37 protein-coding genes are annotated in these 25572 nt (G+C 34.3%); 13 read left to right on the top strand and 24 right to left on the bottom strand.

The annotated features are described in order from the left end of the window. Positions 1-46 precede the first annotated feature (46 nt). The 6 genes from EPI11_RS08120 to EPI11_RS08145 form a co-directional block, all read right to left on the bottom strand. A complete protein-coding gene (locus EPI11_RS08120; protein WP_128389459.1) occupies positions 47-502 on the bottom strand; it encodes a PepSY-like domain-containing protein in 456 nt (151 codons plus the stop codon). A 177-nt stretch (positions 503-679) separates the two neighbouring features. After that, positions 680-892: a helix-turn-helix domain-containing protein gene (locus EPI11_RS08125; RefSeq protein ID WP_128389460.1), complete on the bottom strand. Its 213-nt coding sequence runs from the start codon at positions 890-892 to the stop codon at positions 680-682. A 3-nt stretch (positions 893-895) separates the two neighbouring features. Then, positions 896-1432, bottom strand: coding sequence for a DUF2975 domain-containing protein (locus EPI11_RS08130; RefSeq protein ID WP_128389461.1), 537 nt, complete (start codon positions 1430-1432; stop codon positions 896-898). 100 nt (positions 1433-1532) lie between these two features. Continuing rightward, positions 1533-2813 carry a sensor histidine kinase gene (locus EPI11_RS08135; protein ID WP_128389462.1) on the bottom strand — a complete coding sequence of 427 codons (1281 nt, stop codon included), beginning with the start codon at positions 2811-2813 and terminating at the stop codon, positions 1533-1535. After that, the gene (locus EPI11_RS08140; protein WP_128389463.1) at positions 2813-3484 is read right to left on the bottom strand and encodes a response regulator transcription factor; all 672 of its coding nucleotides are present in this window, start codon (positions 3482-3484) and stop codon (positions 2813-2815) included. Before EPI11_RS08140 ends, EPI11_RS08135 begins: the two co-directional genes overlap by 1 nt. 81 nt (positions 3485-3565) lie before the next feature. Next, entirely contained in the window at positions 3566-5167 is a 1602-nt protein-coding gene (locus EPI11_RS08145; RefSeq protein ID WP_128389464.1) for an ABC transporter substrate-binding protein, read from the bottom strand. 87 nt (positions 5168-5254) lie between these two features. Between EPI11_RS08145 and mtaB the strand changes: the two genes are divergently transcribed. Next, a complete protein-coding gene (gene mtaB, locus EPI11_RS08150) occupies positions 5255-6592 on the top strand; it encodes a tRNA (N(6)-L-threonylcarbamoyladenosine(37)-C(2))-methylthiotransferase MtaB (protein WP_128389465.1) in 1338 nt (445 codons plus the stop codon). Between the two features lie 93 nt (positions 6593-6685). Here the strand turns inward: mtaB and EPI11_RS08155 are convergent, their stop codons facing one another. Beyond that, positions 6686-6955, bottom strand: a complete 270-nt coding sequence (locus tag EPI11_RS08155) for a hypothetical protein (RefSeq protein WP_128389466.1) — start codon at positions 6953-6955, stop codon at positions 6686-6688. Between the two features lie 13 nt (positions 6956-6968). Here EPI11_RS08155 and EPI11_RS08160 point away from each other — a divergent pair, with 13 nt between their 5' ends. Next, on the top strand, positions 6969-7208 hold the full coding sequence (locus EPI11_RS08160; protein WP_128389467.1) for a hypothetical protein: 240 nt from the start codon (positions 6969-6971) through the stop codon (positions 7206-7208). A gap of 179 nt (positions 7209-7387) precedes the next feature. Here the strand turns inward: EPI11_RS08160 and EPI11_RS08165 are convergent, their stop codons facing one another. From EPI11_RS08165 to EPI11_RS08180, 5 genes are read right to left on the bottom strand one after another with little or no spacing between them, the layout of a single operon-like run. Beyond that, positions 7388-7744: a hypothetical protein gene (locus EPI11_RS08165; RefSeq protein WP_128389468.1), complete on the bottom strand. Its 357-nt coding sequence runs from the start codon at positions 7742-7744 to the stop codon at positions 7388-7390. Positions 7745-7765: 21 nt separating this feature from the next. Beyond that, a complete protein-coding gene (locus EPI11_RS08170; protein ID WP_128389362.1) occupies positions 7766-7999 on the bottom strand; it encodes a hypothetical protein in 234 nt (77 codons plus the stop codon). Positions 8000-8010: 11 nt separating this feature from the next. After that, on the bottom strand, positions 8011-8301 hold the full coding sequence (locus EPI11_RS08175; protein WP_128389469.1) for a hypothetical protein: 291 nt from the start codon (positions 8299-8301) through the stop codon (positions 8011-8013). Positions 8302-8305: 4 nt separating this feature from the next. Then, positions 8306-8482 (bottom strand): hypothetical protein, encoded by a 177-nt coding sequence (locus EPI11_RS18945; RefSeq protein ID WP_164879130.1) that lies wholly within the window; start codon positions 8480-8482, stop codon positions 8306-8308. A gap of 2 nt (positions 8483-8484) precedes the next feature. Continuing rightward, entirely contained in the window at positions 8485-8865 is a 381-nt protein-coding gene (locus EPI11_RS08180) for a hypothetical protein (protein ID WP_128389470.1), read from the bottom strand. Between the two features lie 402 nt (positions 8866-9267). Between EPI11_RS08180 and EPI11_RS08185 the strand changes: the two genes are divergently transcribed. From EPI11_RS08185 to EPI11_RS08195, 3 genes are all read left to right on the top strand, one after another. After that, complete coding sequence (locus EPI11_RS08185) at positions 9268-10200, top strand: IS1595 family transposase (protein ID WP_128389544.1); 933 nt, start codon at positions 9268-9270, stop codon at positions 10198-10200. Further along, a complete protein-coding gene (locus tag EPI11_RS08190) occupies positions 10193-10450 on the top strand; it encodes a hypothetical protein (protein ID WP_128389471.1) in 258 nt (85 codons plus the stop codon). The genes EPI11_RS08185 and EPI11_RS08190 overlap by 8 nt, the downstream gene beginning before the upstream one ends. Before the next feature lie 67 nt (positions 10451-10517). Next, positions 10518-10814: a hypothetical protein gene (locus tag EPI11_RS08195; protein WP_128389472.1), complete on the top strand. Its 297-nt coding sequence runs from the start codon at positions 10518-10520 to the stop codon at positions 10812-10814. 54 nt (positions 10815-10868) lie between these two features. On the opposite strand, the gene EPI11_RS08200 is transcribed toward EPI11_RS08195, so the two are convergent. Beyond that, a complete protein-coding gene (locus EPI11_RS08200; RefSeq protein ID WP_128389473.1) occupies positions 10869-11117 on the bottom strand; it encodes a hypothetical protein in 249 nt (82 codons plus the stop codon). A gap of 5 nt (positions 11118-11122) precedes the next feature. Here EPI11_RS08200 and EPI11_RS08205 point away from each other — a divergent pair, with 5 nt between their 5' ends. Beyond that, complete coding sequence (locus tag EPI11_RS08205) at positions 11123-11368, top strand: hypothetical protein (RefSeq protein WP_128389474.1); 246 nt, start codon at positions 11123-11125, stop codon at positions 11366-11368. A gap of 16 nt (positions 11369-11384) precedes the next feature. On the opposite strand, the gene EPI11_RS08210 is transcribed toward EPI11_RS08205, so the two are convergent. The 5 genes from EPI11_RS08210 to EPI11_RS08230 form a co-directional block, all read right to left on the bottom strand. After that, the gene (locus EPI11_RS08210) at positions 11385-13610 is read right to left on the bottom strand and encodes a 3-coathanger stack domain-containing protein (RefSeq protein ID WP_128389475.1); all 2226 of its coding nucleotides are present in this window, start codon (positions 13608-13610) and stop codon (positions 11385-11387) included. A gap of 27 nt (positions 13611-13637) precedes the next feature. Then, entirely contained in the window at positions 13638-14429 is a 792-nt protein-coding gene (locus EPI11_RS08215) for a hypothetical protein (RefSeq protein ID WP_128389476.1), read from the bottom strand. Positions 14430-14731: 302 nt separating this feature from the next. Beyond that, the gene (locus EPI11_RS08220; protein WP_128389477.1) at positions 14732-15448 is read right to left on the bottom strand and encodes a 3-ketoacyl-ACP reductase; all 717 of its coding nucleotides are present in this window, start codon (positions 15446-15448) and stop codon (positions 14732-14734) included. Between the two features lie 24 nt (positions 15449-15472). Then, positions 15473-15757, bottom strand: a complete 285-nt coding sequence (locus tag EPI11_RS08225; protein ID WP_128389478.1) for a GNAT family N-acetyltransferase — start codon at positions 15755-15757, stop codon at positions 15473-15475. Further along, positions 15747-16484: a pirin family protein gene (locus tag EPI11_RS08230; RefSeq protein WP_128389479.1), complete on the bottom strand. Its 738-nt coding sequence runs from the start codon at positions 16482-16484 to the stop codon at positions 15747-15749. Before EPI11_RS08230 ends, EPI11_RS08225 begins: the two co-directional genes overlap by 11 nt. 117 nt (positions 16485-16601) lie before the next feature. Between EPI11_RS08230 and EPI11_RS08235 the strand changes: the two genes are divergently transcribed. Beyond that, positions 16602-17264, top strand: coding sequence for an alpha/beta fold hydrolase (locus tag EPI11_RS08235; protein WP_128389480.1), 663 nt, complete (start codon positions 16602-16604; stop codon positions 17262-17264). Between the two features lie 58 nt (positions 17265-17322). Continuing rightward, positions 17323-18213: a lytic transglycosylase domain-containing protein gene (locus tag EPI11_RS08240; RefSeq protein ID WP_128389481.1), complete on the top strand. Its 891-nt coding sequence runs from the start codon at positions 17323-17325 to the stop codon at positions 18211-18213. A 95-nt stretch (positions 18214-18308) separates the two neighbouring features. Here EPI11_RS08240 and EPI11_RS08245 read toward each other — a convergent pair whose 3' ends face one another. Further along, complete coding sequence (locus tag EPI11_RS08245) at positions 18309-19013, bottom strand: TlpA family protein disulfide reductase (RefSeq protein WP_128389482.1); 705 nt, start codon at positions 19011-19013, stop codon at positions 18309-18311. 136 nt (positions 19014-19149) lie between these two features. After that, positions 19150-19569 (bottom strand): hypothetical protein, encoded by a 420-nt coding sequence (locus EPI11_RS08250; RefSeq protein ID WP_128389483.1) that lies wholly within the window; start codon positions 19567-19569, stop codon positions 19150-19152. Positions 19570-19720: 151 nt separating this feature from the next. On the opposite strand from EPI11_RS08250, the gene EPI11_RS08255 reads away from it, so the two are divergent. Genes EPI11_RS08255 through EPI11_RS08270 form a run of 4 tightly spaced genes read left to right on the top strand, consistent with a single transcriptional unit; the run spans position 19721 to position 22437 of the window. Further along, the gene (locus EPI11_RS08255) at positions 19721-20053 is read left to right on the top strand and encodes an ArsR/SmtB family transcription factor (protein ID WP_128389484.1); all 333 of its coding nucleotides are present in this window, start codon (positions 19721-19723) and stop codon (positions 20051-20053) included. A 16-nt stretch (positions 20054-20069) separates the two neighbouring features. After that, positions 20070-20537 carry a DUF6428 family protein gene (locus EPI11_RS08260; RefSeq protein ID WP_128389485.1) on the top strand — a complete coding sequence of 156 codons (468 nt, stop codon included), beginning with the start codon at positions 20070-20072 and terminating at the stop codon, positions 20535-20537. 27 nt (positions 20538-20564) lie between these two features. Beyond that, a complete protein-coding gene (gene arsB, locus EPI11_RS08265; protein ID WP_128389486.1) occupies positions 20565-21662 on the top strand; it encodes an ACR3 family arsenite efflux transporter in 1098 nt (365 codons plus the stop codon). 4 nt (positions 21663-21666) lie between these two features. Then, entirely contained in the window at positions 21667-22437 is a 771-nt protein-coding gene (locus EPI11_RS08270) for a metallophosphoesterase family protein (RefSeq protein WP_128389487.1), read from the top strand. 49 nt (positions 22438-22486) lie between these two features. Here the strand turns inward: EPI11_RS08270 and EPI11_RS08275 are convergent, their stop codons facing one another. The 4 genes from EPI11_RS08275 to EPI11_RS08290 form a co-directional block, all read right to left on the bottom strand. Beyond that, a complete protein-coding gene (locus tag EPI11_RS08275) occupies positions 22487-22804 on the bottom strand; it encodes a DUF7709 family protein (protein WP_128389488.1) in 318 nt (105 codons plus the stop codon). A gap of 3 nt (positions 22805-22807) precedes the next feature. Next, positions 22808-23764 carry a quinone oxidoreductase family protein gene (locus tag EPI11_RS08280; RefSeq protein ID WP_128389489.1) on the bottom strand — a complete coding sequence of 319 codons (957 nt, stop codon included), beginning with the start codon at positions 23762-23764 and terminating at the stop codon, positions 22808-22810. 65 nt (positions 23765-23829) lie between these two features. Then, a complete protein-coding gene (locus EPI11_RS08285; RefSeq protein ID WP_206619104.1) occupies positions 23830-24372 on the bottom strand; it encodes a Crp/Fnr family transcriptional regulator in 543 nt (180 codons plus the stop codon). Between the two features lie 79 nt (positions 24373-24451). After that, the gene (locus EPI11_RS08290; protein WP_128389490.1) at positions 24452-24991 is read right to left on the bottom strand and encodes a DUF2892 domain-containing protein; all 540 of its coding nucleotides are present in this window, start codon (positions 24989-24991) and stop codon (positions 24452-24454) included. Between the two features lie 327 nt (positions 24992-25318). Between EPI11_RS08290 and rpmH the strand changes: the two genes are divergently transcribed. Next, positions 25319-25480, top strand: a complete 162-nt coding sequence (gene rpmH, locus EPI11_RS08295; RefSeq protein ID WP_008464848.1) for a 50S ribosomal protein L34 — start codon at positions 25319-25321, stop codon at positions 25478-25480. The last annotated feature ends 92 nt before the right edge of the window (positions 25481-25572 follow it).

A 25572-nucleotide genomic window follows, 5' to 3' on the forward strand; every position in this document is an offset into this window, starting at 1 on the left:
AATAAGATTACTCCGGGATTTGTTTTACTATATACTATAGATGAAATTAGTCGTCTATTCTTAAGAATTTACCTGTTTTATCAAATACTAATTCAATATCATTAGCAAGTTCTATCTTATAATCACCTGAACGTTTTTTGTCAATTTTTACAATAGCCTGCCCTTTGTAGTTTGAAGCTGTATAGGCTGCTATCGTTTTTGGAATTATAGTTGCAGGTACTGCAATATGGTTCCCGTCTACTTCTTCCCAGTTGCCTTTGTCGTCAAATTCCACTTCGATACCGTTAGATAATCTTACATCATAATCGGTGCTTATCAAACCTTTGTCTTTGCGTACAACATCTATGGTCTGGCCTTTAAAATGCTGCTTAATAAAAGCGTGTGCAGGAGCAGGTAACTCTGATGCTGGCACAACCTTGTCCTGAGCATTCGCAGATAAATTTAGAGATAATGCTACCGCTAAAATTGCAGTAAATAAACCGGATTTCTTTTTAATTTGCATAATGTATTGTTTTAAATTCTATAGTAAAGTTACAACGTGAATCTGGAAACAATTAGGAATTTTATTTTTTTAATAATTTTTTGGGAAAAGTTCACTAGGCGCAAAAGTACTTTGCAGTGAGGAAGGTGTAAAGTTGTAAACTACTATTTAGAACCATTTTGTAATGGTGCTTGTTATTCATTTTTTTGTATGTACATATTCTAAAATATCTCCGGGTTGACAATTCAATACTTCACATATTGCTTCCAATGTATTGAATCTAATAGCTTTTGCTTTTCCTGTTTTCAAAATAGATAAATTAGAAAGTGTCAGGCCTACTTTTTCAGAGAGCTCGTTTAATGACATTTTTCGCTTTGCCATCATTACATCTAAGTTTACTATTATTGGCATAAGTTATATCGTTAAATCATTTTCAGTTTGGATCTCAATACCTCTTTTAAAAATAATTGCAATAATATAGATGATTGCTGCCATTAGGATAAATGCCTCGCTCTCTTCCCAAAATGGGTTTAGGTTATCAGTCCTATAACCGGAATGTTGTAAGTTTTTTGCGGTTTCCTGCCCAATGAAACTTACTATACCAATTAAAAAAGTGAAAGAACTAATTCGTGTTATTTGTTTAGAAACAAAGCTGTTAAAAGGGTTGGATAAATCAAGTTTGTGTATTAGTATAATGACTATGTAAAACAGATATGCTTTTAAAATAGCAATCGAGATGATAAATGCATACATCCCAAAAAATGCCCATTGGCTGTGTTTGTACATTTCTATTAAGTCCAATTTTTGATATAGGTTCGGAATAAATTCAGGCTTGTAGATACTGAATATAAAATTAACAACTAACCCTCCGGCTTCAATACATAAGCCAACAAAGATGATCCACGCTACAATATGCAGCACTTTAAATATGAAATTAGTTCTTTTAGACATAACATAAAGATTTAAATTATGTCACTAAAGTAATAAATATTTATTGATAAACAATAAATTAGTATTGATAAATGAGAAAACCACTTGTGGTTGTTTTCTTTTACGGATGTTTTTTAGGGAAAACTATTTTAAAACTGTGCATGCCGTTAAAAGAGTAAGTTACAGTAAGATGGTAATTCGTAATAATAGAGTTTACAATAGATAACCCAAGTCCGGTAGACTGTTCGCTATTGGAATCCCTGTAAAAACGTTTGAATATGGAATTTGTTTTCAAAGCTTTATTAATCCCTGTATTATTAATAGTAACAGTGTTGTCGTCAGTAAAAATATTAACTACACCTCCTTTATGATTGTGCAGTATTGCATTTTTGAGCAGGTTGCTTACTAAGGTTAACGCCAGTCCCTTGTTCATTTTAAAAAGCAGGGGAGATTTAGATTCTATATTTATTGTAATATTTTTATACTCGGCAAGGTCTTCATAATCTAAAACGAGCTGTTGCAGCAGCTCATTAAAGTCGACAAACTCTTCTTCGGCATATTGTCTGTTTTCAATTTTAGAGAGCATAAGCAGCGATTTGTTAAGGCGTACCAGCCTGTTTAACGTATCACTTATTTTGCCGAGTTCCATCATCTGCTCGTCTGGTAGCGTGTTGTTGTCGGCAAAAAGTTCCAGTTTATTTAGGCTTATAGCAAGTGGAGTTTGCAGTTCGTGTGATGCATTTTCTATAAACTGTTTTTGGCTCGAATAAATAGCTTCATTACGTTTTAGCATATCTTCCAGTTCTTTTCCTAATATCTTGAATTCTTCAATAGGAGAATGAGGTGATTTAAAGGACGTATCTGCTCCCAGTTTAAAACTTTTTAATCGTTCAAGCAACTGATAAAAGGACTTCCATACTTTTCTAAGGATCAAATGATTGATAACAGCAACACTTATTACAAGCATAATATACAATGCTATAAGCGCGGTAAGCAAATCTTCCAATAGTTCATCTTCCTCAAGCATTGAGGCTCTTATGGTTAATTTATGGGGATTGCCATCAACATCATAGAAAACGGTTTGCAGTAGGCGCACAGGCTCATCATCATCATCATATTCCATGAACTCAGTAGTACTGATGAATTTATTGGAATCGTCATATTCTTTTTCTTTGGATAGTGGCTCAATTTTAAATTGGTTGATACCAAATTCGGGAGTGTCCAGTATTTTTTTATTGGTCTCAGCTTCTCTTATAATAAGTATTTTCGAATTTTTAAGTCCGTCATCAATATTGTCATATACTTCTTCGAGTATTACGGCATAGAAAAGCCCTGCCCATACTGCGACTACTCCCAGCAAGGCAATAACAAGGTAGCGTAATGTATAAACCTGTAATTTCATTAGCTCATTTTATAGCCCATACCATAAACCGCCTGTATATCGGTTTCGGCATTGGCTTCTTTTAATTTTTTTCGGAGATTTTTGATCTGCGAATACACAAAATCCAAACTGTCGGCCTGATCGGTATAATCACCCCAAACCGATTCAGCAAGGGCAGTTTTATTGATCAGTCGGTTAGGGTTGATGATAAAATAGTACAACAGATCAAATTCCTTGCGATTAAGCACCAGAGGTTCATTATTCACTAAAACCGTGCGCTGTTCGGGAGATACCTTTAGGTTGTTCCAAACAATAGCCGTATCACCATCGTGGTTTTTACGGCGTATAGCCGATTTTATACGGGCATGCAGTTCGGCAAGGTGAAAAGGTTTGGCAAGGTAATCGTCGGCTCCAAGATCAAGCCCGGCTACTTTATCATCTACAGCATCTTTGGCAGAGATTATAATGACGGCTTCTTTTTTTCGTAGTGCTTTAAGCTCACGTACAAGATCAAGTCCGCTGCCGTTGGGAAGCATGATATCAATAAGCACGCAGTCATAATCATATGAGCCTATTTTTTCAAAGCCCGATATGAAATCATGTGCGGTTTCTACAATGTATTTTTCTTTTTCAAGAGATTCCTGTATTACTTCCCTAAGGCCCTGCTCATCTTCTATGATAAGGATTTTCATGCTGCCGATGCGTTTTAGTATATCAAATATACTGATTAAGCCTGCAAGGAACTATGAGATTCTGGAAAGATTTAGGAATGCTTATTCTTTTTTAACTCTTTTTAAAACGAGTAAGTTCAGTGGGTTTATGCCCAGTCCGCTAATGTTACTGCGTGTAAAACGGGAAGCTTTATCGTAAAATAAAGGAATTACAGGTGCTTCTTCCATTACTATAGCATCCATTTGTTTGTAGAGTTCCTGTCTTTTTTTATCATCTGTTTCAAAAAAGGACTGCTCATAAAGCTTGTCGAATTTATCGTTTTTAAAATGGGTATAGTTAGGACCACCCGGAGAAAAGTTTTTACTGTAGAATAACGACAGGTAATTTTCGGCATCAGGATAATCGGCAATCCAGCTGGCTTTAAAGAAAGAAACCTTTCCTGTAGAGATAGATTGGGTAAGGGTAGAAGGCGGGTTAACATCTACCTGAACATCAAGACCTATTTTTTGCCATTCACGTTGCAGGTATTCAGCAATGTCAAGGTATGATGCGCTGGTGCTCATTTGTATTTTAGGTTTGTAGTCTCCGGTTTGTTTTTTATAATCGGCAACCAGTTCCTTTGCTTTGGCGCTGTCAAAAATATAGCCTTTAGCACCAAAACCTCCCAGTCCTGTAGGGATCATACCACTTGTAGCTGCTGTCCCCATACCATTGCGTAAGAACAGGATCATCTTAGCGCGATCAAAGCCATAATTCAAAGCCTGACGGATACGCTTGTCTTTAACGGCCTTATCAGCACCATCAAGCCTGAAGCCCATATACTCTGTATTTAGATACGGACCGGTAATCATCCTTACATCTTTACGGTATTTAGGTTGTAATTCGCCTTTTGGCGTAAGGATCTCATCTTTATAAGAAGGGTCAAGACCGGAAACGAAATCCAGTTTGCCCTGTACAAATTGAAGGAAACCACTTTGTTTATCTGGTAAAAAAGTAACTGCGACCGCTTCCATATAAGGTAGTTGTATGCCTTGTTCATCCTTTTCATAGTAAAGCGGATTTTTTCGCAATACCAATTTTACATTCTCCTCCCATATTTTAAATTGAAATGGTCCTGTACCGACAGGGTTAGATCGGAAATCATAATCCTTTCTGTCAAATGCTTCACGAGGTACTACCGATGCATATTTCATTGTGAGCAGTCCAAGAAAAGCAGGAAATGTTTTATTAAGCTGTAGCTCAAAGACGGTATCGTTCACCGCATGGAATTTCTCCACATTCTGTAAGATCCAGCGCCCTGGAGCAGCAATATCCTCATTAAGCAGGCGGTTTAGGCTGTATTCAAAGTCAGATGCCTTAACGGTACGGGTGCTGTCTTTTCCAAAAATGATATTTTTATGAAAGTACACATCATTACGCAATGCAAAAGTATAGGTCTTTCCGTCTGGCGAAATAGTCCATGATTTAGCAATATCCGGTTTAATGTTTAGGCTGTCGTCAAGCTGTACCAATCCGTTAAACAACTGATTGCAAACCCATATAGACGGGCGGATTTTTGCAAATGCGGGATCTAAAGAGTTAACCGCAGCATTTTCGTTATAACGAAAAACAAGGTTGTCACGGTTTTCGGTACTGGTTTTTGTGCATGAAGAGAAAAATAATATTAAGCAACAAATTGATATATAGTATATTATTGATTTCATCAAGTCGATTTTTGTGTGTAAATTTGCAAACTCTTTTTTGCAGAGGTAAATATAACTAAAGTTACTACTTTACAAGTAGCTTATACAATGGAAAACAGGAAAAAAGTCGCTTTTTATACATTAGGATGCAAACTGAACTTTTCAGAGACATCTACCATAGCCCGTACTTTTCAGGATGAAGGTTTCGACCGGGTTGAATTTGAAGACGTGGCCGATATATATGTTATCAATACGTGCTCGGTAACAGAAAATGCCGATAAGCAGTTTAAACAGGTGGTAAGAAAAGCACTTAAGAATAACGATAAGGCTTTTGTAGCTGCCGTTGGCTGCTATGCACAGCTTAAACCCGAAGAACTTGCCGCTGTTGATGGCGTAGATCTTGTACTTGGGGCAACAGAAAAATTTAAGATTACTGATTATATCAATGACCTTTCTAAAAACGATATGGGAGAGGTACATTCCTGCGAAATTTCGGAAGCCGATTTTTATGTAGGGAGTTACTCAATAGGCGACCGTACCCGTGCTTTCCTTAAAGTACAGGACGGCTGTGACTATAAATGTACCTATTGTACCATTCCGCTGGCAAGGGGAATTTCCCGAAGCGATACATTAGAGAATGTGCTTAAGAATGCTAAAGAAATATCAGCACAAAATATAAGAGAGATTGTACTTACCGGGGTTAACATTGGTGATTATGGTAAGGGCGAATTTGGTAATAAAAAACACGAGCATACGTTTTACGAACTGGTTCAGGAGCTGGACAAAGTAGAAGGAATTGAGCGTTTAAGAATATCTTCTATAGAGCCGAACCTTCTTAAAAATGAAACAATAGAATTTGTTTCTAAAAGTCGCACGTTTGTACCGCATTTCCATATCCCATTGCAATCTGGAAGTAATGATATCCTAAAATTAATGCGTAGAAGATACCTTCGTGAGGTATATACTGAGCGTGTAAATAAGATAAGAGAAGTAATGCCTCATGCTTGTATAGGTGTAGATGTAATTGTTGGTTTTCCAGGAGAAACAGATGAACTTTTCCTTGAAACCTATAACTACCTTAACGAGATGGATATCTCTTATCTGCATGTGTTTACCTATTCTGAAAGGGATAATACGCCTGCAGCAAACATGTCTGGGGAAGTACCTGCTAATGTACGTGCTAAGCGAAGCAAGATGTTAAGAGGGTTATCGGTTAAAAAACGTCGAGCGTTCTATGAAAGCCAGCTGGGAACTACAAGAACGGTTTTGTTTGAAAGTGAAAATAAAGAAGGATACATTCATGGTTTTACAGAAAACTACGTGAAAGTAAAAACACCTTGGAACCCAGAGTTGGTAAATACGCTCCACGAAATAAAGCTAACAAAAATTGATGATGATGGTTCTGTACGGTTAGAATTTGTTAATGAACCTGTTTATGTTTTATAAAAGATAATTGTAATAAAAAAAAGGACCGTCTAAAACTAGACGGTCCTTTTTTTTATTTAAAAGGAGTATTTAATTTTGGTAAGTATACTTTAATTACACAGAACTCTTATGACTGATAAAAGGTTGTATTTTATATATCTCTAAAATTCTTTCTGAAGTATTAGTTTCATCACCTTTTAAAAAGTCTTCCAAATTATGTATTTGCAGGACTTTTATTTTTTCGGGGCGGTTGCTCCTATCAACTTCTAAATACTCAACAACTTTACAGTGTATGTATTCTTGATATTTAATATCATTAATAGTAAAAGGATTAATATAAGTCTCAATACTTTTTAAAGAGAAGAATGCAGGATTGTAAGGCATAATAAATAAGATTATGATTGAAATTATTGCAACTAAATATACAAAAGTAAAATTAGGACAAGAATCAATTCCTAAAGAAATTCCAATACACGGAAAATCAGGAATGATAAATATTAAAAATTTGTCGGCTATAGGACAAGTAAAACATTTAAAAAATATGCCGAAAACGGCGCAAAAAGAATTTAATAAAACAGGAAAAACTATCTACACAATAACAGAAAAAACTATAGTAACTGTTAGTAGTAGAGTTTAATTAAAAAACAAAAGCCACTTTAATTGAAGTGGCTTTATTAATTTATAGAAAAATGAAAACAATAAATATAAGTACTTGCGAATTCTACGATCTATTATTTGGATTTGCAAGCATCAAACACCCAGAGCTATTTGAAACTAAAGATTTAGCTTTAGAGTTAGAAACCATCTTATCAATGGTTAAGACTGTTGAGTATCGAAAAATTCATCCTGATAATCCTCATTTATCTTGTAAAATTCATTATACCTTTGAGTAAACTCTGACATTAGTATGAACTTGATGTAATCTTTAATATTGATATCACTAAAAGGAGTTTTAGCTATATAATCGTATTTAAAAGATCTTCGATCAATATCAATAAAAATACCTTCTCTTATTTTTTCAAACTGTGTGTTATAGTATTCTCTCATTTGTGATGTATTTTTATGATCTTGTGGAGATACATTGAATAAAGTTGAACGGTAATCTATTAATTTTTCATCAATCAGGGATTGAATATCATTTTTGTGAATTTCTAATTCTTTCAATAAGTCCATAATTATAATTGGTTTTAAGGTTTAATCTCTACTAAGTTTTCGATGTTCAAAAGGATCATAATCTTCATTTTTATGCCCACCACAATTTTTAGGAATAAATGCCCAAACTATCGCCCCTACAATAAGACAAAATATCAGTTGTACTACCCATTCTGATGTATCTTTTGGTTTATCTCTAATTGATTTATCTTTAAATATTGCTCTTATAAATGCGCCTAAGATAGTAAATCCAATAATGCTGAATATTATACTCATAATGGGGTTTATTATTTAATTGGCTCAGGGTTTACCAAATATTTATTTCTTATCTCATTTGTAGATTTTTTAATTATTGATATTGTTTTTTCAAATGTTAGTCCATGACCTTTTGATAATAATACGGCGTTATCTATATAAGCTTTATATACACTACTTATTCCTGCCTCAATGGCAAAACCAGCAAGAAATTCATTATTACCAGTTTCTCTAAGAATAACGGTAATTTCTTGCTGTAAGCTTTTTTTAACATCGGCAGAAAGCCTACTTTCTGGTGTTGATGATTTAAATAATCCAAACATAATATTAATTTTTTGAGTTTAGTCCACTATAAAGTAAATACGCTGATATACTACCTATTATAATAAATCCAGTTACAGCTCCAGCTAATCCTGCCCCTTGTTCTTCCCCTGCCATTGTAATCATAACATTGATAGCTACAATAGCTAGGATAGCTCCTGAAATAATCTTAAAAGTTTTCATAATTAGTCAAGTTTGACAAGAGTTACATTTAAAGCTGAACTTTGTTGATTGTAGTATTTGATCTTATTAGTGCCAATTTTTTCAAATCTAAAGTAGAGATTAGTCCCTCCTCCAGATAAATTAATATCATACTTTGTATTGGTTATTTCTTCCTTTATTTTTAAAAGAGAGTTGGGGTTAATGGACATTTCAGAATTTGAAGAAATAATATATGCTCCATTTGCACTGAACCTAAAAGTTTTAACAGTGATGTTGTCTCCATAATCTTGCCCCCAAGTTCCTTGAATCCAAGTAGGGGGATGTAGTGAATTTGTTGAATTGTCATCAGATCCAGAACAGGAGAATAAAGAAACAGAAAGAAGTAAAAACAATAATTTTTTCATAATAAGGTTGGTTTTAATCATCCCAACCCAGAATGAAAGTTATAGATACGAAAAAGCGTGGGTTGTAACATTAAACTATCATTAGAGGTTCTGGTAAACCTTACGACATAGAATAAGTACACCCACGCCAAGGCGTGAGCGTTTAACCTATTCATTCTGAGTCGTTGTTTTGAATTTACCAGATTCCTAATTGACAGAATGAAAGCTAACGCTTTACAAATATTTTCAGCATGCAATATAGACATTATTTGTTTTCATTACCTCAAAATTTATGGTTTTGCCAACATCAAAAACATAGGCTACATTTGTAGTTCGAGCTGTAATAGTTAGAATATAATTACACCAAATACTTTTATTAAGTGTAAATTTTGACTATATTTGAGAAAGAAAAACAGCAAGAAAATGTTCAATAAAGAATTCAACTCATTAATAGAAGTAATACAACAGTATTCAACAGAAGAGGCTTGTATAAAACATTTAGAGGAATTGTATTGGCAAGGTGTACCTACCAGTCCATTTGTTGAAGGATCAAAAGTTTACACCTGTAAGAACGGTAAATATCGTTGTAAAGAAAGTGGCAAGTATTTTACAGTTAAAACAGGAACTATGTTTGATGGGACTCGCATTCCTCTTACTGCTTGGTTTGCAAGTATCTATTTAGTCATAAACCATAAGAAAGGAATATCAAGTTTACAACTTCAAAGAGATTTAGGTGGTAAATGGTCGCAGAAAACATGTTGGTGCCTTTTAATGAGAATACGTAAAGCCTTAGGTATTGAAAACTATAACGAGCTTGAGGGGATTGTAGAAGCTGATGAATCCTTTTACGGCGGAAAGAATAAAAACAGACACGCAAATAAAAAGGTTAAAAACTCTCAAGGAAGATCTTTCAAAGATAAAACCCCTATAGTAGGCCTGATACAAAGAGGTGGTAAGATGACTGCTATAGTAACAAAAGATACACAGAAAGATTCTATACAACCAATTATTAGAAAGTATGTAGCAAAAGGTAGTACACTTATTTCAGACGATTGGAAAGGTTATCACGGTATAGAAAGCCACGTACATCATTACAGTATAAAACATGCTGATAAAGGTTATAAAAGCGATTATGATAGTACTATACATACTAATAATATCGAAGGGAGTTGGAAAATAATGAAGAACAGCTTAAGAGACATGTATAACCACGTTTCTCGTAAGCATTTACAAGCTTATGTTAATGAATTTGTATTCAGATACAATACCCGCCAAATAAAAAGCGGAGAAAGATTTAATTACTTACTTTTGAATTCTAATGTAAGAACAAAATATAAAGATTTAATTAATGCTTAAATTAAAGAAAGAAGAATTGCTCAATAATGAAGCTGTAAAAAAGATACAGTTTGATAATGATTGGTACTTCAATGTAGAAGATGTTGCAAAAGCTATAAATGAAGATTTATCTAATGTAGAAACAATAACTCTTCCTATTGGTGGAGAATATATAAAAACAGCAACATTAGAAAACATTGAAAAAGGAAGAAAACAAGAAGAACTGTCAGAGTTTAATAAAGCTTTATTGAAGATGAGAAATAAGAAATAAGATGTTGATATTATTAATTTTGATATATTAGATTTAATATCTACTTTTGTACAAACAAAACGTACAGATGGAAGAACTGAATGTAAAGGTTGAAGAACTAGCAACTAAACTTGATTTAATATCTAAAAAGATGCATGATGCAAATGAAAGAATTACTCAAAGTTTAGAACTACTAACTTCCAGTCTTCAAGAAGTTAACAATAAAGTTGACAAACTTGATGGAAAATCTAATAACAACTTTCTAGGTATAAATGAGAAGTTGGTCAAAATGTTTGAAGAAATCAGAAAAATTGGCGATTATACTCGCTATGAAGAGAACCAAGATTTACTAGACAAATTTCCCGCACCAAAAGGAAAAGCATAATATAAACTAAAGCCACTACAGAAATGAGTGGCTTTTTTATTTTCAGTTTAAAAACTAAGCTGGTAAGTTACCTAAAAAAGTAATATCTCTAAATCCAAATCTTCTTATCTTACTCGGAGGATTTGAGCCGTCTAAATAATCGAACAAGGATAGATATTGTTCTATTTCAATTCCTATATCATCCACAGAGTGTAAAACACCTTGAATATATTCTGTATATCTATCACCAGTCTTGGTTAAAACTACACACGTTACAGTGATAACCCGTCCTCTTAACTTTTTATAACTATTAACTTCATTCATAATTTATGGAAATAAAAATCATTCCTTACGAAGATAGAAAAAATATCTGCTCAGAGTATAATCCTACATATGAATCATGGACAGATGAAAAAATCAAATTACATATAATAGAAATTTCCGCAAAAGAAATAGACACATATAGTAATTTAAAAAGGGTAATAGAAATCGTAGATAACTTAAAAATTAAAGAATATCGAGAAAATAAAATTGCAATTCAGTTAGGGAAATTTAATTTTGAAAATCTTATGTAAATAAGGTATAGTTACCTTAATTTTTAATAATTTTTTGGATTACTTGTCCATCGGCACTTAAAAGATAAATACCACTTGGAAACTCTGATATATTTATTCTTACTTCACCAGATGTTTGATTGTTACTTATTCTCTTAATTTCTTTACCAGTCATATCTGTAAGTGTAAATAGATTTACTTTAATATCAGATCTAACAGATAGCATACCTTCAGTTGGGTTAGGATATACATTAAATCCATTATCAGGTTGAGCGGATTGCTTTACAAGATAAATATTGTTTTCTGTATCATCTTTTGTTCTATCACCAGATATTGTAAATACAGTTTGCGCTACGCAATCTTCAATTTGTGCTGTAAATACTGAACTATTTAAGGCATTAAAGTTTGGCAACAGTTCAACATAATTTCCTGCTTGATACATAACGTTAGCATTGTTGTTTATAATGTTTACGGCTGTAATGTATTGTTCACGCTGTTCAAACTGAGAACTATTTGCTGCAACTGGATCTGCTTCATATAAGAAAGGCTCACAAAGATTTATACTTCCATCATAACATGCTGGCTCGTAAGCATTTCCCCAATAGGCATTTGAAGGGAAATCATAACCAAAATATGTAGTAAGGCAACACCACTCAGACCATCCACAACTTGTCTTTATTCTCCATCTGAAACATTCATAATTAAGCTTTGCAGCAACAGAATATAAATTAATATGATTTTCAGTTACTGTCGTAGCATAATATGCAGGTATTGGATCAATAACCGTACTATTTGGACAACATACAGAATCTACTAAAAACTCCAGGTCATAACTTTCTTCGGAATCTGTCCAGTATAGGTCACCTCGCACAACAAATGAATCTAAAACAGCTGCATTGCTGTTAAAACTTAGATCAATAGAATTTGTTGCGCCAAAATCCGAGACTTCATGTGTACCAAAGTTAGCAATAGCTACAAATGTGTAATCTCCGTTAGAATAAATTGAAGGATCTACTGTGAAGCAGAATCTTCTTTCAAATAAAGATGCAGTTGGATTAGTAATTACAACATTAGTATATGTATTAACGATCTGTCCTGTATTTTCCTCTACAACATTTAGCGTTACTGATACAGGATTGCCATTATTTTCTACAGGCATGGTTATTAATCCACATACATTAAATGGAGTTGTAGGACAATTAAATCCTTTATTATCAATTTGAATAGATCCAAATCCCGGACGTTCACATGTATCACATATATCGTCAATATATACTGTTCCAAAATGTCCGCCCTGGCCACAGTCAGCAATTACAAACTCTAATATTAAATCTAAACCAACCATCTCATCGGGTATTTTTATTCTGTCACATAGCCAGCCAGTGTATAAAATACTTGGTTTAGCAGGTTTGGGAACATTTGGAAAAAATAGTGGATTGTTTTCATCAGCAGTCAAACAAATGTTGTTTGTGTTGACTATTTGATTATCACGATATATTCTGACAGTAAAAAAAGGCTGATCTGCCGGTATATCTGGATGAGGGTTTTCAACGATCAAAGAGTAAGAAAAACCAATTTCATTAGTAGATGGCCTAATAGTACTCGTCATAGTGGTTATATCAGTCCCTCCGGTACTTCTGTTTAGTTTTATTGAACTGTTACCTGAATGTATCATAGGAACTTGAATATTAAAAGGTAATAGGCTTTGGTCAAATCCAGGTTGTGTTATTAATGTAGCGCCTTCAGTAGTAAAATTATTTATAGAAGGGACAAAAGGATTAAAAAAGGGAGCGTTTCGAGTAGTTATCTCACAATTTAAAATATCAAAAGGCTTGGCAGTTCTCCTTGTAAATGTATAACCTGCTAATCCTTGCTCAAAATTCCCATTGTTACAATCTGCGGGTACAGTATATACTATTGGAGTTGCCTTCATTACCGATTCTATACCAGGATTGTTTTTAAAATAAAGGTTCCTTAGTTCAGCTTTCTTGACATCTATTAATGCATCCTGTATTTTCTTATCGTTTAAGATTTCTCCATGAGCACGACTTTCTGTAATAATAGCCTCTTTAATTTTATATTCCTTATCAGATGTAAGGGTATAACTTTTTAGATTGAGAGTTATATATTTTTCAATATCGCTCTCAATTTCTCTGGCCTTAATGAGTCTGGTGTTTTCCTGTTTTATATACTCGATGTTTTGCGAATATCCATCTGCATAACACAATAGTATTGTACAGATTAATAAATATAAGTTTTTCATAATTATGGTTTTAGATTTAAACTTATATTATTGCTTTTGCTCTTTTAGCGTTTTTATTTCTGTTTTAAGTAATTCTATTTGTTTGTTTTGTTCAATCAAGTAAAGAGTTAATTCTTCTACCTTTTCCATTAGTTTGGCATCCATTTGAGCTACATCAAGACCGTTTTCTACCATTTGTTTTGCAGAGGGTACATTAGGCAAATGTTTATTGTTTTTAGTGAATTGTTCAACCTCGGTAAGTGGCATTAGCTTGTAGTCTTCAGCGAAAACATAATCTGCCCAGTTCGCAGTTGTTTTAACAGCAACCTTTACTTTTTCGGTAAGAATACCTTCTTCAACAAAAAGCGTATATCCATCAGGTGTTTTTATGTCATTTAAACCGTTACCTATTCTTACTTTACCATCTGTATTGATACGCATTAATTCGACATTATTATGGCCAAAAGATACTGAAGCTCTGGTAGTATTAGTAGTTTTTGGAGCGTTGAACTCAGCATAAGCTGTAGGGGTATCAGCACTTGTGGTTAATAATTTTGTAGACACACCGGGATTACTAAGTGGATATCGAAGACGTTGAATATACATGCCAGTATTCGTTGCTGTTTGACCTCCCAATACAAGGTCTCTTTGGCCAAAATATGCCATATTAGTGGTTGATAAATTAGGGCCAATTATAAAATTACCTAATAAAACTACATCAAGTTTATTAATAGGAGCAGATGTTCCAACACCTACATTCCCTGAGGTTGGGAAAGTGTTTTGAGAATAACCATAGGTTGCACATAGAGCAAAAGCGAGCGTAAGGATTTGTTTTTTCATAATAAATAAGGTTGTTTTAATTAATTATCATAAAACTAAACAAATAACATCGCAATAATTAATTAGGGTTTTTTCTTACTATTTATAATTTAATTATTTTGATATTCATAATTCAAATCAACTAAAAAAAAAATCATACACCGTAAGATTTTACTTAATTTAAAAAGTAGCTATCACAAAATCTATTTTATTTGTGATATCGAAAAATATGTGCTTTTCCCGTAATTAAATGGCATAAAAAAAGGCAACAATGAGTTTTATGATACTCATTTTTGCCTTTTAAAGTTTTAAAATAGAAATCCTTAAGGATTGGTAGACCAAATGCCGCTATCTTTAATGAATACTCTTTTATTTAGCTTTAGTTGAGCAACAATTAGTTCTGCAACATCTTCAGGCTGCATTACTTTGTCAGGGTTGCCATCAGTAAGGTTTAGATCTTTTGCCATATCTGTAGCTACTGTACTTGGTGTTAGAGCTGTAACTCTGATATTGTGTTTGCGAACCTCCTGCATAAGTGATTCTGTAAGACCTATAACGGCAAACTTAGAAGCACTGTAAGCACTTGTAGTTGCTGCACCTCTTAATCCTGCAGTAGACGATATGTTAACGATATCACCGCTCTGCTGCTCTATCATTCCCGGTAATACCGCACGTGTAGCATAATATACCCCCATAAGGTTTACTTTAATGATCTGTTCAAATTCTTCGGGTGTTAGATCCATGAATTTCCCAAACTTCCCTATACCCGCATTGTTTATTAGTATGTCAATAGTTTTGAATTCGGCTAGTGCTTTCTCAACAGCTTCATTAACCGATTTAATATCAGATATGTCTGCCGTAACAATAAAGGCTTTTACACCAAAAGCTTCTATTTCTACAGCTGTTTTTTCAAGATCAGCTTTTGTACGTGCTAATAAAATTATATTTGTTCCTTCGGCTGCTAGGGCTAGCGCTACAGCTTTGCCAATACCTTTACCTGTGCCGGTAATAAGCGCATTTTTGTTTTTTAAGCTTTGCATTATTGCGATGTTTTTTGGATTTAATTATAATCTAATTCCGGGAGGCAGTAATTCTTTATACACCGGATTTTTCTTAAAGAAAGCCACCACTTTTGGATGTGTGGGCATAACTTTATATCTTTTTTCTATGGCGAATGCCATGATGGCTTTTAAAAAATCTGAAATGATTTCCTCAAATTCAAAACCATCGGGAATATGGATCTTGGTAAGGAACAGTTTTTTTTCCTGAAAGGAATATTCAATGGACAGTAATTTACCATCTACTGTAATTTCAAACTGTCTTGAGAACGCGTTGTCTTTAATTTCCATAGTTATCGTTATACTTCATAGGCACTTCTATTAATAATATTTTGGAAAGTGCTTTGGTTTTTATTTCAATATTTTCAAATTCGATTACGCCAAAGGCATCACGTTCGTGTATGATCTGGCCATTAATTTCAAGTTCTCCTTCTATTAGGAAAATATAGATTCCATTATTTGGGATATTCACATTGTATTGTATGGTCTGTCCTTCCTCAAAAATACCCAGTTGTAAAAATGCCTGTTGGTAAATCCATAAAGCGTTGCCATCATTTTTATCTTCCGGAGATACTATTGTTATAAATGAATTTTTATTTTTTTCAAGGTCAAATGATTTTTGATCATAACGTGGAATTACATTCTGCTCTTCAGGAAAGATCCATAGTTGAAGTGTTTTTGCCTGTTCTGTACCACTGGCATTCATTTCACTATGTTCTACGCCTGTACCCGCACTCATAACCTGTACCTCTCCAAACCTTACAGTTGCCTTATTACCCATACTGTCCTGATGTGTAAGACCTCCTTCAAGTGGAATGGTAATAATTTCCATGTTATCGTGAGGATGTGTGCCAAAACCCATACCGGCAGCAATGGTGTCGTCATTTAGTACGCGAAGCATTCCAAACTGTGCCATGTCAGGATTGTAGTAGCTGCCAAAGGAGAACGAAAAATTGGCCTGTAGCCAACCATGATTTGCCGTACCCCTTTCATTTTTAGGAAATAATCTTGACTTCATAACTTCTTGATAAATTAAAATTAAAGGCTGACCTTGTGAAGGATAAAAATTTTAATTTTATACAAATTTCGGAATAAAAATTGATTGTTTCGGCTTATCAGCGATAAAACATAACAGATGGACAGAATACCGGTTTATTTTATGCCAGGAATGGCAGCTAGTCCTAAGATATTTGAAAATATTAAATTACCAGAAGATCAGTTCGAAGTAATCTTTTTGGAATGGTGCCTTCCTTTTGATGACGAGTCGATTAAAGATTATGCGGCACGGATGGTACAGCATATTACACACCAAAATCCGGTGCTCATAGGTGTTTCTTTTGGAGGTGTACTGGTACAGGAAATGGCTGAGATTATTAAGGTTAGAAAAGTAATTATCATCTCCAGTGTTAAATGCAATGCAGAATTTCCCAGACGTATGCGATTTGCAAAGAAAACGCATATTTACAGGCTTTTTCCAACCCGGATGATGCAGCGTGTGGATTGGCTGGCTAAGATTGCTGTAGGCAATAATGTAATAACCAGAAAGCTGCAGCTGTATGAAAAATTTCTATCGGTTAGAGATAAGAAATATCTGGACTGGGCGTTTAAAACTATATTACTTTGGGATAGGGCAGTGCCGGATGCCAAAGTAGTGCATATACATGGTGATAACGATGAGGTTTTCCCGCCAAAGTACCTTAAAGGTTACATCCCGGTAAATGGCGGTACTCATATTATGATCATTAATAAGTTCAAATGGATTAATGAAAACCTTCCTCGTATTATAGTAGAGGATTAGGTTATGGCTTGATAATTGAAACAGGTATTTAGAATAACAGAATTAAAAAACAGAAATCATGGAATTGATTAAAAAAACAGGTATTATCGCATCGGTAGTATTGGTGAGCGGAATGTTTATTCACGCTGTTTCTGATAAAGAGATCGGTAAAGAAATAACAAAAACAGAACAGCATTTTCCAACTGAAATTGATTTTGCAGGTGAAAAAGCGCCTTTAAATATATCTGATGTTCGTGAACGATTGGATCGCGAACTCCTTGTAAACGCTAATCTAGACGCATCTACAAGATTAATCATTAAACGTGCTAACAGGGCATTTCCGGTTATAGAACCGATACTAAAACGCTATGGTGTACCGGACGATTTTAAATACCTGGCTGTTATAGAAAGTGGATTGGTAAATGTAGTGTCTCCGGCAGGAGCGAGAGGTGTTTGGCAGTTTATGCCGGATACAGGTAAAGAACGAGGACTTGAAGTTAATGATATTGTTGATGAACGCTACCACCTTGAAAAATCTACTGAAGCGGCTTGTAATTATCTTTTATCTGCTAAGGCTAAATTTGGTTCATGGACATTAGCGGCGGCATCTTATAATGGTGGATTTGGCGGAGTGAATAAGCAAATTACTTTTCAGGGAGTAGATAATTATTATGACTTATTACTAACGGATGAAACGGCTCGTTATGTGTTTAGAATACTAGCTCTTAAGGAGATAATGCAGCACCCCGAACAGTATAATTTTGTGCTTAAGCCAAGTGAATTATACCCAATTTTACCTGTTAAAAAGGTAGAAGTGACCGCTTCTATTCCAGATCTTGCTGTGTTTTCTAAAGAACAGGGAATTAATTATAAAATACTTAAAATACACAACCCTTGGCTAAGAGACAGGAAACTTGATGTTGCTGCGGGTAAAAGATATATATTAGATATTCCACTTAACGGATATTAATATCCGGCTGTTAAATAAAAATCAAAACATCCGCTTTATGAAGGCGGATGTTTTTTTATAGAAAAAATGTATTTGGGGATTCAAGGTGTATTGGATTATTTCGTTTCCAAATGCTCTTTAGAAACGTCTTTGTTAACTAATATTGTTGCTAGTCCATCTAAAAAAGCATTGTAATTTAAAGCATAGGATTTACTGTAGTTTTCTCTTGAAGACTGCTGATAAACTCCACAGCGTCTTATGTCTACAACTTTACGGTTTTCGTCCAGATAATACATTGTTGGGAAGCCCAGAGTGTGCTTTAAGGCTGAAACAATTATAGCATCATTTTTATAATATTCATGGGCATAGCAAACTGTAATTCTACTACTGAATTTGCGAGCCAGTTTTTTCATTTTTTGCTTTCGATCCCAAAAAAGAACTACCATTTTAACATCCTTACCATATTTTCGTGCCAGCTTGTTAAGAGCAGGTATTTCACCCGGTGCAGGGACACACCAGGAAGCATAAGTTAATAAGAGCATTGGCTTTTCAATAGAACTCAATTTAAGCCTGGATCCTGAATTTTTTTTAAAGGTTAAATTATCGAATGTCGTACCTATTAATCGATGCTGCACCAGTGAATCAAACAGGAATTGTCCTCTTTCTGTATTGCCTAAAATAAAAGCTAATGTGCTCTCCTTTTTATATTTATGAAAATTTATTTTTATTGCATTAGAGAAATACAGGCTATCGGGCAGGTTCTGTCCAAAAAATGTTGCCGTAAATGCTAAGCTAATTATGATGGCTAATAATTTTCTCATATAAAAAGTTAAAACTATGAGTAAAATTAGTTAAAATTTAGACAAATTGAATAATAAATATAGGTTAATTACGTTATGAAATCATTATAATAAAAAATCCGCTAATTAGCGGATTTTTTCTAAATTACAAACTGATTTAGTCTACAATATCATCTGAGCTGATGTATATAAATTCAGATTTAAGTGAATCTTTTACAAAATCGAGTTGAAGATTTTTAAATTCAGCTCCATGATAGCTTTTTCCCTCTACTTTTATAATATCGGCCAGTTCTCCTTCTGGTTTGTTAACTTTCATTATCGTTTTTGCATTAATATCCCCTTCTATAGTAACATCAACATAATGCTGTCCATCTTTATTTGTATAGCCATCAAAGTAAAAAGCCAGTCCATCTTTATTAGCTGTTTTGATATAGTTGGCTAAATTTTCTTTATAGATTTCAGATTTAGGATCTTCATTTTCAAAATCATAACCTTTTTTTTTTGTTTTTTCTGTTTTTCCGCAAGAAACAGCGATAATAAATGAAGCGATTAATGCAATGTTTTTGATTTTTTTCATAATAATGGTGATTTAAAACTCTAACGTAAAAATCCTACAGATTATTATATGTGACATGATTATGAAAAATGTTTTCAGATGTTAAATTTTTATATATTCTAAAATCACTGTATTATTTATCGTAATATTGCGATATAGTTTTACGGTAATTATGGGAACAACAAAAAAAGAACATTTTACAGAAAGGCAAAATGAAATTGCAATACTGGCAAAAGCATTGGGACATCCTGCAAGGGTTGCGATTCTGGATTATTTATTAAAAGTCAATGCCTGTATTTGTGGTGATATTGTAAATGAGCTGCCATTAGCACAGCCAACGATCTCACAACATTTAAAAGAATTAAAGAATGCGGGATTGATAAAAGGAAATGTGGAAGGCAATGCAATTTGCTATTGTATAGACGAAAAAGGTTTAGGGAAACTTAAAGATTATTTTGAGATTATGATGAATACCCTTGAAATAAAGAAAAACGAATGCTGTTAATATAAAATTTTAAATTATGAAATTATCAGAAATTAAAAACCTGCTGGTAAATGCTCAATCAGTGAATTTTAAACTTCAGGACGGGACGTATGTGCCGGAACATTTTCATGTTACCGAAGTAGGCTTTGTAACCAGAAACTTTATTGATTGTGGTGGTACAGTGAGAAAGGAAGAAATCGCGAATTTTCAATTATGGGATGCAGACGATTTTGAACATAGGTTAAAACCTAAAAAGTTGCTGGATATAATAGCTCTTTCAGAAAGAGTTTTGGGTATGGGTGATTTTGAAGTGGAGGTTGAATATCAATCAGGTACGATTGGAAGATATGATCTGGATTTTGATGGTAAAGATTTTCTTTTACTGGCAAAACAAACAGCCTGTTTGGCACAGAAACAATGTGGTATTCCTGTTAAACCAAAAGTTAGTTTATCTATGTTAGGAGATGAAGGAGCTTCATGTACACCAGGCGGCGAATGCTGTTAATTTTTAATATCTTAAACAATAAACAGCATGAATAATTGTGCTCCTGCCTTGAATAGAAAGCGCTTAGGCTTTCTTGACAGGTATCTCACTTTGTGGATCTTTCTTGCCATGATTGCAGGTATTGCTATAGGCAGTATAGTGCCTGCATCAGCTGTGTTTATTAATTCTTTTTCGGTTGGTGCTACAAATGTTCCATTGGCAATTGGTCTTATTCTAATGATGTATCCGCCTTTGGCTAAAGTAGAGTACAGTAAAATTTCTGAAGTTTTTAGGGATATAAAGATACTGGCTTCCTCTTTAGTTTTAAACTGGATTATAGGGCCGGTATTAATGTTTCTTCTGGCTATTATGTTTCTCTCTGATTATCCCGAATATATGACAGGCTTAATCCTAATCGGATTAGCGCGTTGCATTGCAATGGTGGTAGTTTGGAATGATCTGGCAGAAGGCAACCGGGAATATGCAGCAGGATTAATAGCGCTAAATAGTATTTTTCAGGTATTGCTTTATAGTATGTATGCTTATGTATTTATTACTGTTTTGCCTCCTTTGTTTGGTATAAACGGTCTGGAAGTTAATATTACTATTCTTGAGATCAGTAAGAGTGTAGGTGTTTATCTCGGAATCCCGTTTCTGGCAGGTATAGTATCTCATTATGGATTAATAAGATTAAAAGGTAAAGATTGGTTTCAGAATAAATTCATCCCTTTTATTTCTCCCGTAACCTTAATCGCCTTATTGTTTACAATAATTGTAATGTTCAGCCTTAAAGGAGGATTGATAGTTAAGATTCCATTAGATGTTATTCGGATAGCGATTCCTTTGGTTATTTATTTTGCCCTGATGTTTGTTGTAAGTTTTTTCATTGGAAAAAAAATGGGTGCCGATTATTCTAAAAATACAGCAATTGCCTTTACGGCAACGGGTAATAATTTTGAGTTGGCTATTGCTGTGGCGATAGGTGTATTTGGAATTAATAGCGGTCAGGCATTTGTTGGTGTGATTGGTCCTCTTGTTGAGGTACCTGCACTGATAGCATTAGTAAACCTGGCTTTTTGGCTTAGGAAAAAATATTATACAAAGCCGGCTATTATAAATAGTGTGGGTTTAATAAATAAAAAATAAGATAATGAAAATAGCATTATTCAGTGATATTCATGCTAATCTGCCTGCATTGCAGTCTTTTTTTAAAGATTTAGACACCAGAAATGCAGATTCAGTATATTGTCTTGGTGATCTTGTAGGGTACAATATCTGGCCTAATGAGGTTGTGAACGAAATTCGTAAACGACATATTCCAACCATAGCAGGAAATTATGATTTTGGGATTGGAAGAACAAGTAGTGACTGCGGGTGTGCTTATAAGACTGATCATGATAAGGCTAGCGGAAGTGTTTCTATTTCCTTTACAAATCAGATCATGAAAGATGAAGAAAGAGAATACCTCAGAACATTACCGGCTCATATCAGGGTGGAGTTTCAGTTGAATGAAGATAAACTAAACCTGTTACTTGTTCATGGAAGTCCCAGAAAAGTAAACGAATACCTGTTTGAGGATAGAGAAGAAAAAAGTCTTTTAAGGATCATGGAACAGGCTGATGCTGACATTATGTGTTTTGGTCATACACATAAGCCTTATCACAGGATTTTAAGTTCAGGTATAGACAATAGCCGATACAGGCATGCTGTTAATTTAGGTTCTGTAGGTAAACCAAAAGACAATGATGCCAGAGGATGTTATGTTTTACTGACTCTAAATGAGAGCAGCTCAGTATTGGATAAAGAAAGTATTGAAGTCGAGTTTATTCGTTTTGATTATGATATAGAACAAGCGGCAAAAGCCATTGAAGATAGTCCGCTGCCAAATGAGTATGCGGATATGCTTAGAAAAGGATATTAGTTTCAAAGAACAACCACCCAAAAGGGTGGTTGTTAATTTATATAGTGTTTTATGAGTTGTTTGCTATGAATTCTTTTGCTTTAGTTCCAATGAATTTTCTACCCGGATTATCTCCTTTGATCCATTCTTCGGTATTGAATAAATCAAAAAGGCCAACTTTGATAAGCGTGGGTATTGAAGTTATGAGCTCTTGTTCTATCGTACCTCTTTCTCCTGAATTATACAGTTTTATATTATGAAGCATCGTTGCTACAGTTCCGGTTTGTACAAATGCACCGTCTTTTAATTGAACTAATGGCAGTTGTTCACCTTCGGCTATTATCTTTTTATTTATGTCTGATAAAGAAGGTACTTTTTTTGTTTTCATACTTTAAATAATGGCTACAAAACGTTTACCCGGCGCTTCCTGTTTACTCCAAACCTGTTCAATATCACTTAGTGGAACAGTTTCTATATCAATAACGAGTTTTCCTGAAGCGGCGAGTTTAAATACAACAGGCAAAATTTCTCTAACGTATGACGCCATTTCCTCTGTTGTAATACTTCCTATGCCGGATCCTAATAATTCTATTTGCGTGCTTCTTAAAGTTGCAGATGTCAACGAAATAGTTGAGCCTGCCATTTCGCCAACAGTAACCAGTTTCATTTTTCGGGGAGGAAGACTTTTAAATGCCTGAAGAATGAGTTCTACAGGACGCCCCCATAAATAATCCAGTACAATATCAATAGGAGAATCATTATGGATTTGCTGTATTTGTTTTATAATAGATTCATCATCCTGTTTAAGGGAGATCACTTCGTCAGCGCCTAATGTTTTAAGTTCGTTTAGTATTTCTTCATTACGTCCTGTAACTATAATTTTTGACGCACCTCTGTATTTTGCTATTTGTACGGCAATTTTTCCTGTAACACCTGTAGCACCATTTATAAGAAGGGTTTGACCTGCTTCCATTTTGGCTCGGTACAATAATGCCATATCCGATCCTATTAATGCATTTGGTAAAGCGGCGGCTGTTTCAAAACTAATACCATCAGGTAAAACGGTCCAGTTGTTTTTTTGTACCAAAGCTTTTTCGGCCAGCATTCCAGTAATTCCCCATGCATAAATGGGTGTGCCGTCTTCCAGAATTCCAGTGCCGTCAGTGCCTATAACAATAGGGAGGTGAGGGTATTTTGTATAATGTTTTCCGCTTGCTTTTATCTTGTCCAATTGCTTAATGGCAGCTGCTTTCACAGTTACTATGGCTTGTTCAGTATTTGGTTGCGGATCGTTAAAGGTTTCAAATTTAGGGTTAGTGCCCAGTTGATGTAAAACGGCTGCTTTCATATGTTTTAATTTTAAGTAAAACTACACAGCAGTGAATGGGTGAAACGATAACAATTGTTAAGAAATCAAGACTTACGGTTTCGTATACGGCTAAGGGATACAGAAGTGATTCCTAAATAAGAAGCTATATAATGCTGCGGAATTCGAAGCAGAATCTCCGGGTGTTTCTTTAAAAGTTCGTTATAACGTTCCTGCGGTTTATTTTTTAGGTAGGAAAGCAGGTGTTTGGAATAATAGAAAAAACGATCGAGAAGGAGTGAGTTGAACCAGTCTTTAAAATTTTGATCCTCTTTTATCAGTTGTAAAAACTGTTCTTTATCCATTACATATAATGTACTGGGCTCTATAGACTCGAGCGTAAAGTCACTTGGCTGTCCGGATAAAAGGCTTTCCATAGAGGCAATAGCTTTGCCTTCAAAGAAGAACTGCGTGGTTATTTCGTTGCCATTATGGTTTATCCACATGCGGAGGCATCCGGATATTATGAAATAAACATGTTGTGCTATATTACCCTCATGCAATAGTATCGTGCGTGCGGGGACAGCTAACTTTTCAAGCTGATAAGGCTCTATGAGTTGTAAGATGTTTATTTTAGGGGGTAATGACAATGTGGGTTGTTTTTATTCAAATATACAAAATACTATTATCAGCTATAAAAACAAAACCGCCCTCGAGGGGCGGTTTATATTAATATCTTCTCATTTGTGTTTGAGGACCTTTTTTTATCTGATTCTTCATCATTGTGATTTGTTCTTTCAGCATTCCCTGTTTGTCAAGCTTCTTCGCTTCTGTAAGAAGTTTTTCGGCTTCAATCTTACGATTTTTACTCATTGCAATTCCGGCAAGGTTTAATTTTGCCATAGCAAGATCCTGATCCATGCTAAGGCCAAGTTCTACAGCTTTCTTAAGATATTTCTCAGCCAGAGTTAAGTTGGTTTGAGAGATCATTAATCCGTGAAGGTAATTATAGTATCCCTGTTGTTTACGCACAAGTGCTGTTTCAGGGTTCTTTATATTATTAAGGAGTTTTGTAGCACCTGCAAAATCCTGTTTTCTTAATTTAAGGAAGGCAAGAAGTATGAACTCATTTTTAAAATACAATAATATGAATACAGAAGAAAGGAGTAGTAAAAAGATACCGTTTCCTATATTACTTTCTGTAAACTGCCATACGGCTGTAATGATGATTAGTGCAGCTATTGCCAGCTTAATGTTTTTATTGAACATAATTGTTTTATTTTTGCGATTGCAAAGGTAGCAAAACGGAATAAATGATTAGGATACTCCTTAATATTTATCCAATAATTTGTGAGTCATTGTTTTTAGTACTAATTATACAGTGATTTTTAAGAAATGCAGGGGGCTTAAAGCAGCTTTATTTCGTTTAAAAATAATGTATAAGTGTAAAAATTAAAGGGAGTAGAAAATATTTTTAAAAAAACTACTTGCAGACATAAAAAGTCTTTGTATATTTGCACGCGGTTTTGGAATAACAACAATTTCTTAACGGCACCAACAAAGAAGATATTCAATTAAGATTTAAAGATACAAGCAATGAGTAAGAGAACATTTCAACCATCGAAAAGAAAAAGAAGAAACAAACACGGTTTTATGGACAGAATGGCTTCTGCCAACGGAAGAAAAGTACTTGCTCGTAGAAGAGCTAAAGGAAGACATAAGCTTACTGTATCTTCTGAACCAAGACATAAAAAATAATGTTTGAATAAAACATACATAAAGGTGTTACTATTAATGGTAACGCCTTTTTTTATACCTAATCGAAAAATCACCCCCCTTAGGATAGACAA

This window comes from Flavobacterium cerinum (assembly GCF_004028155.1).
Taxonomy (GTDB): Bacteria; Bacteroidota; Bacteroidia; order Flavobacteriales; family Flavobacteriaceae; genus Flavobacterium; species Flavobacterium cerinum.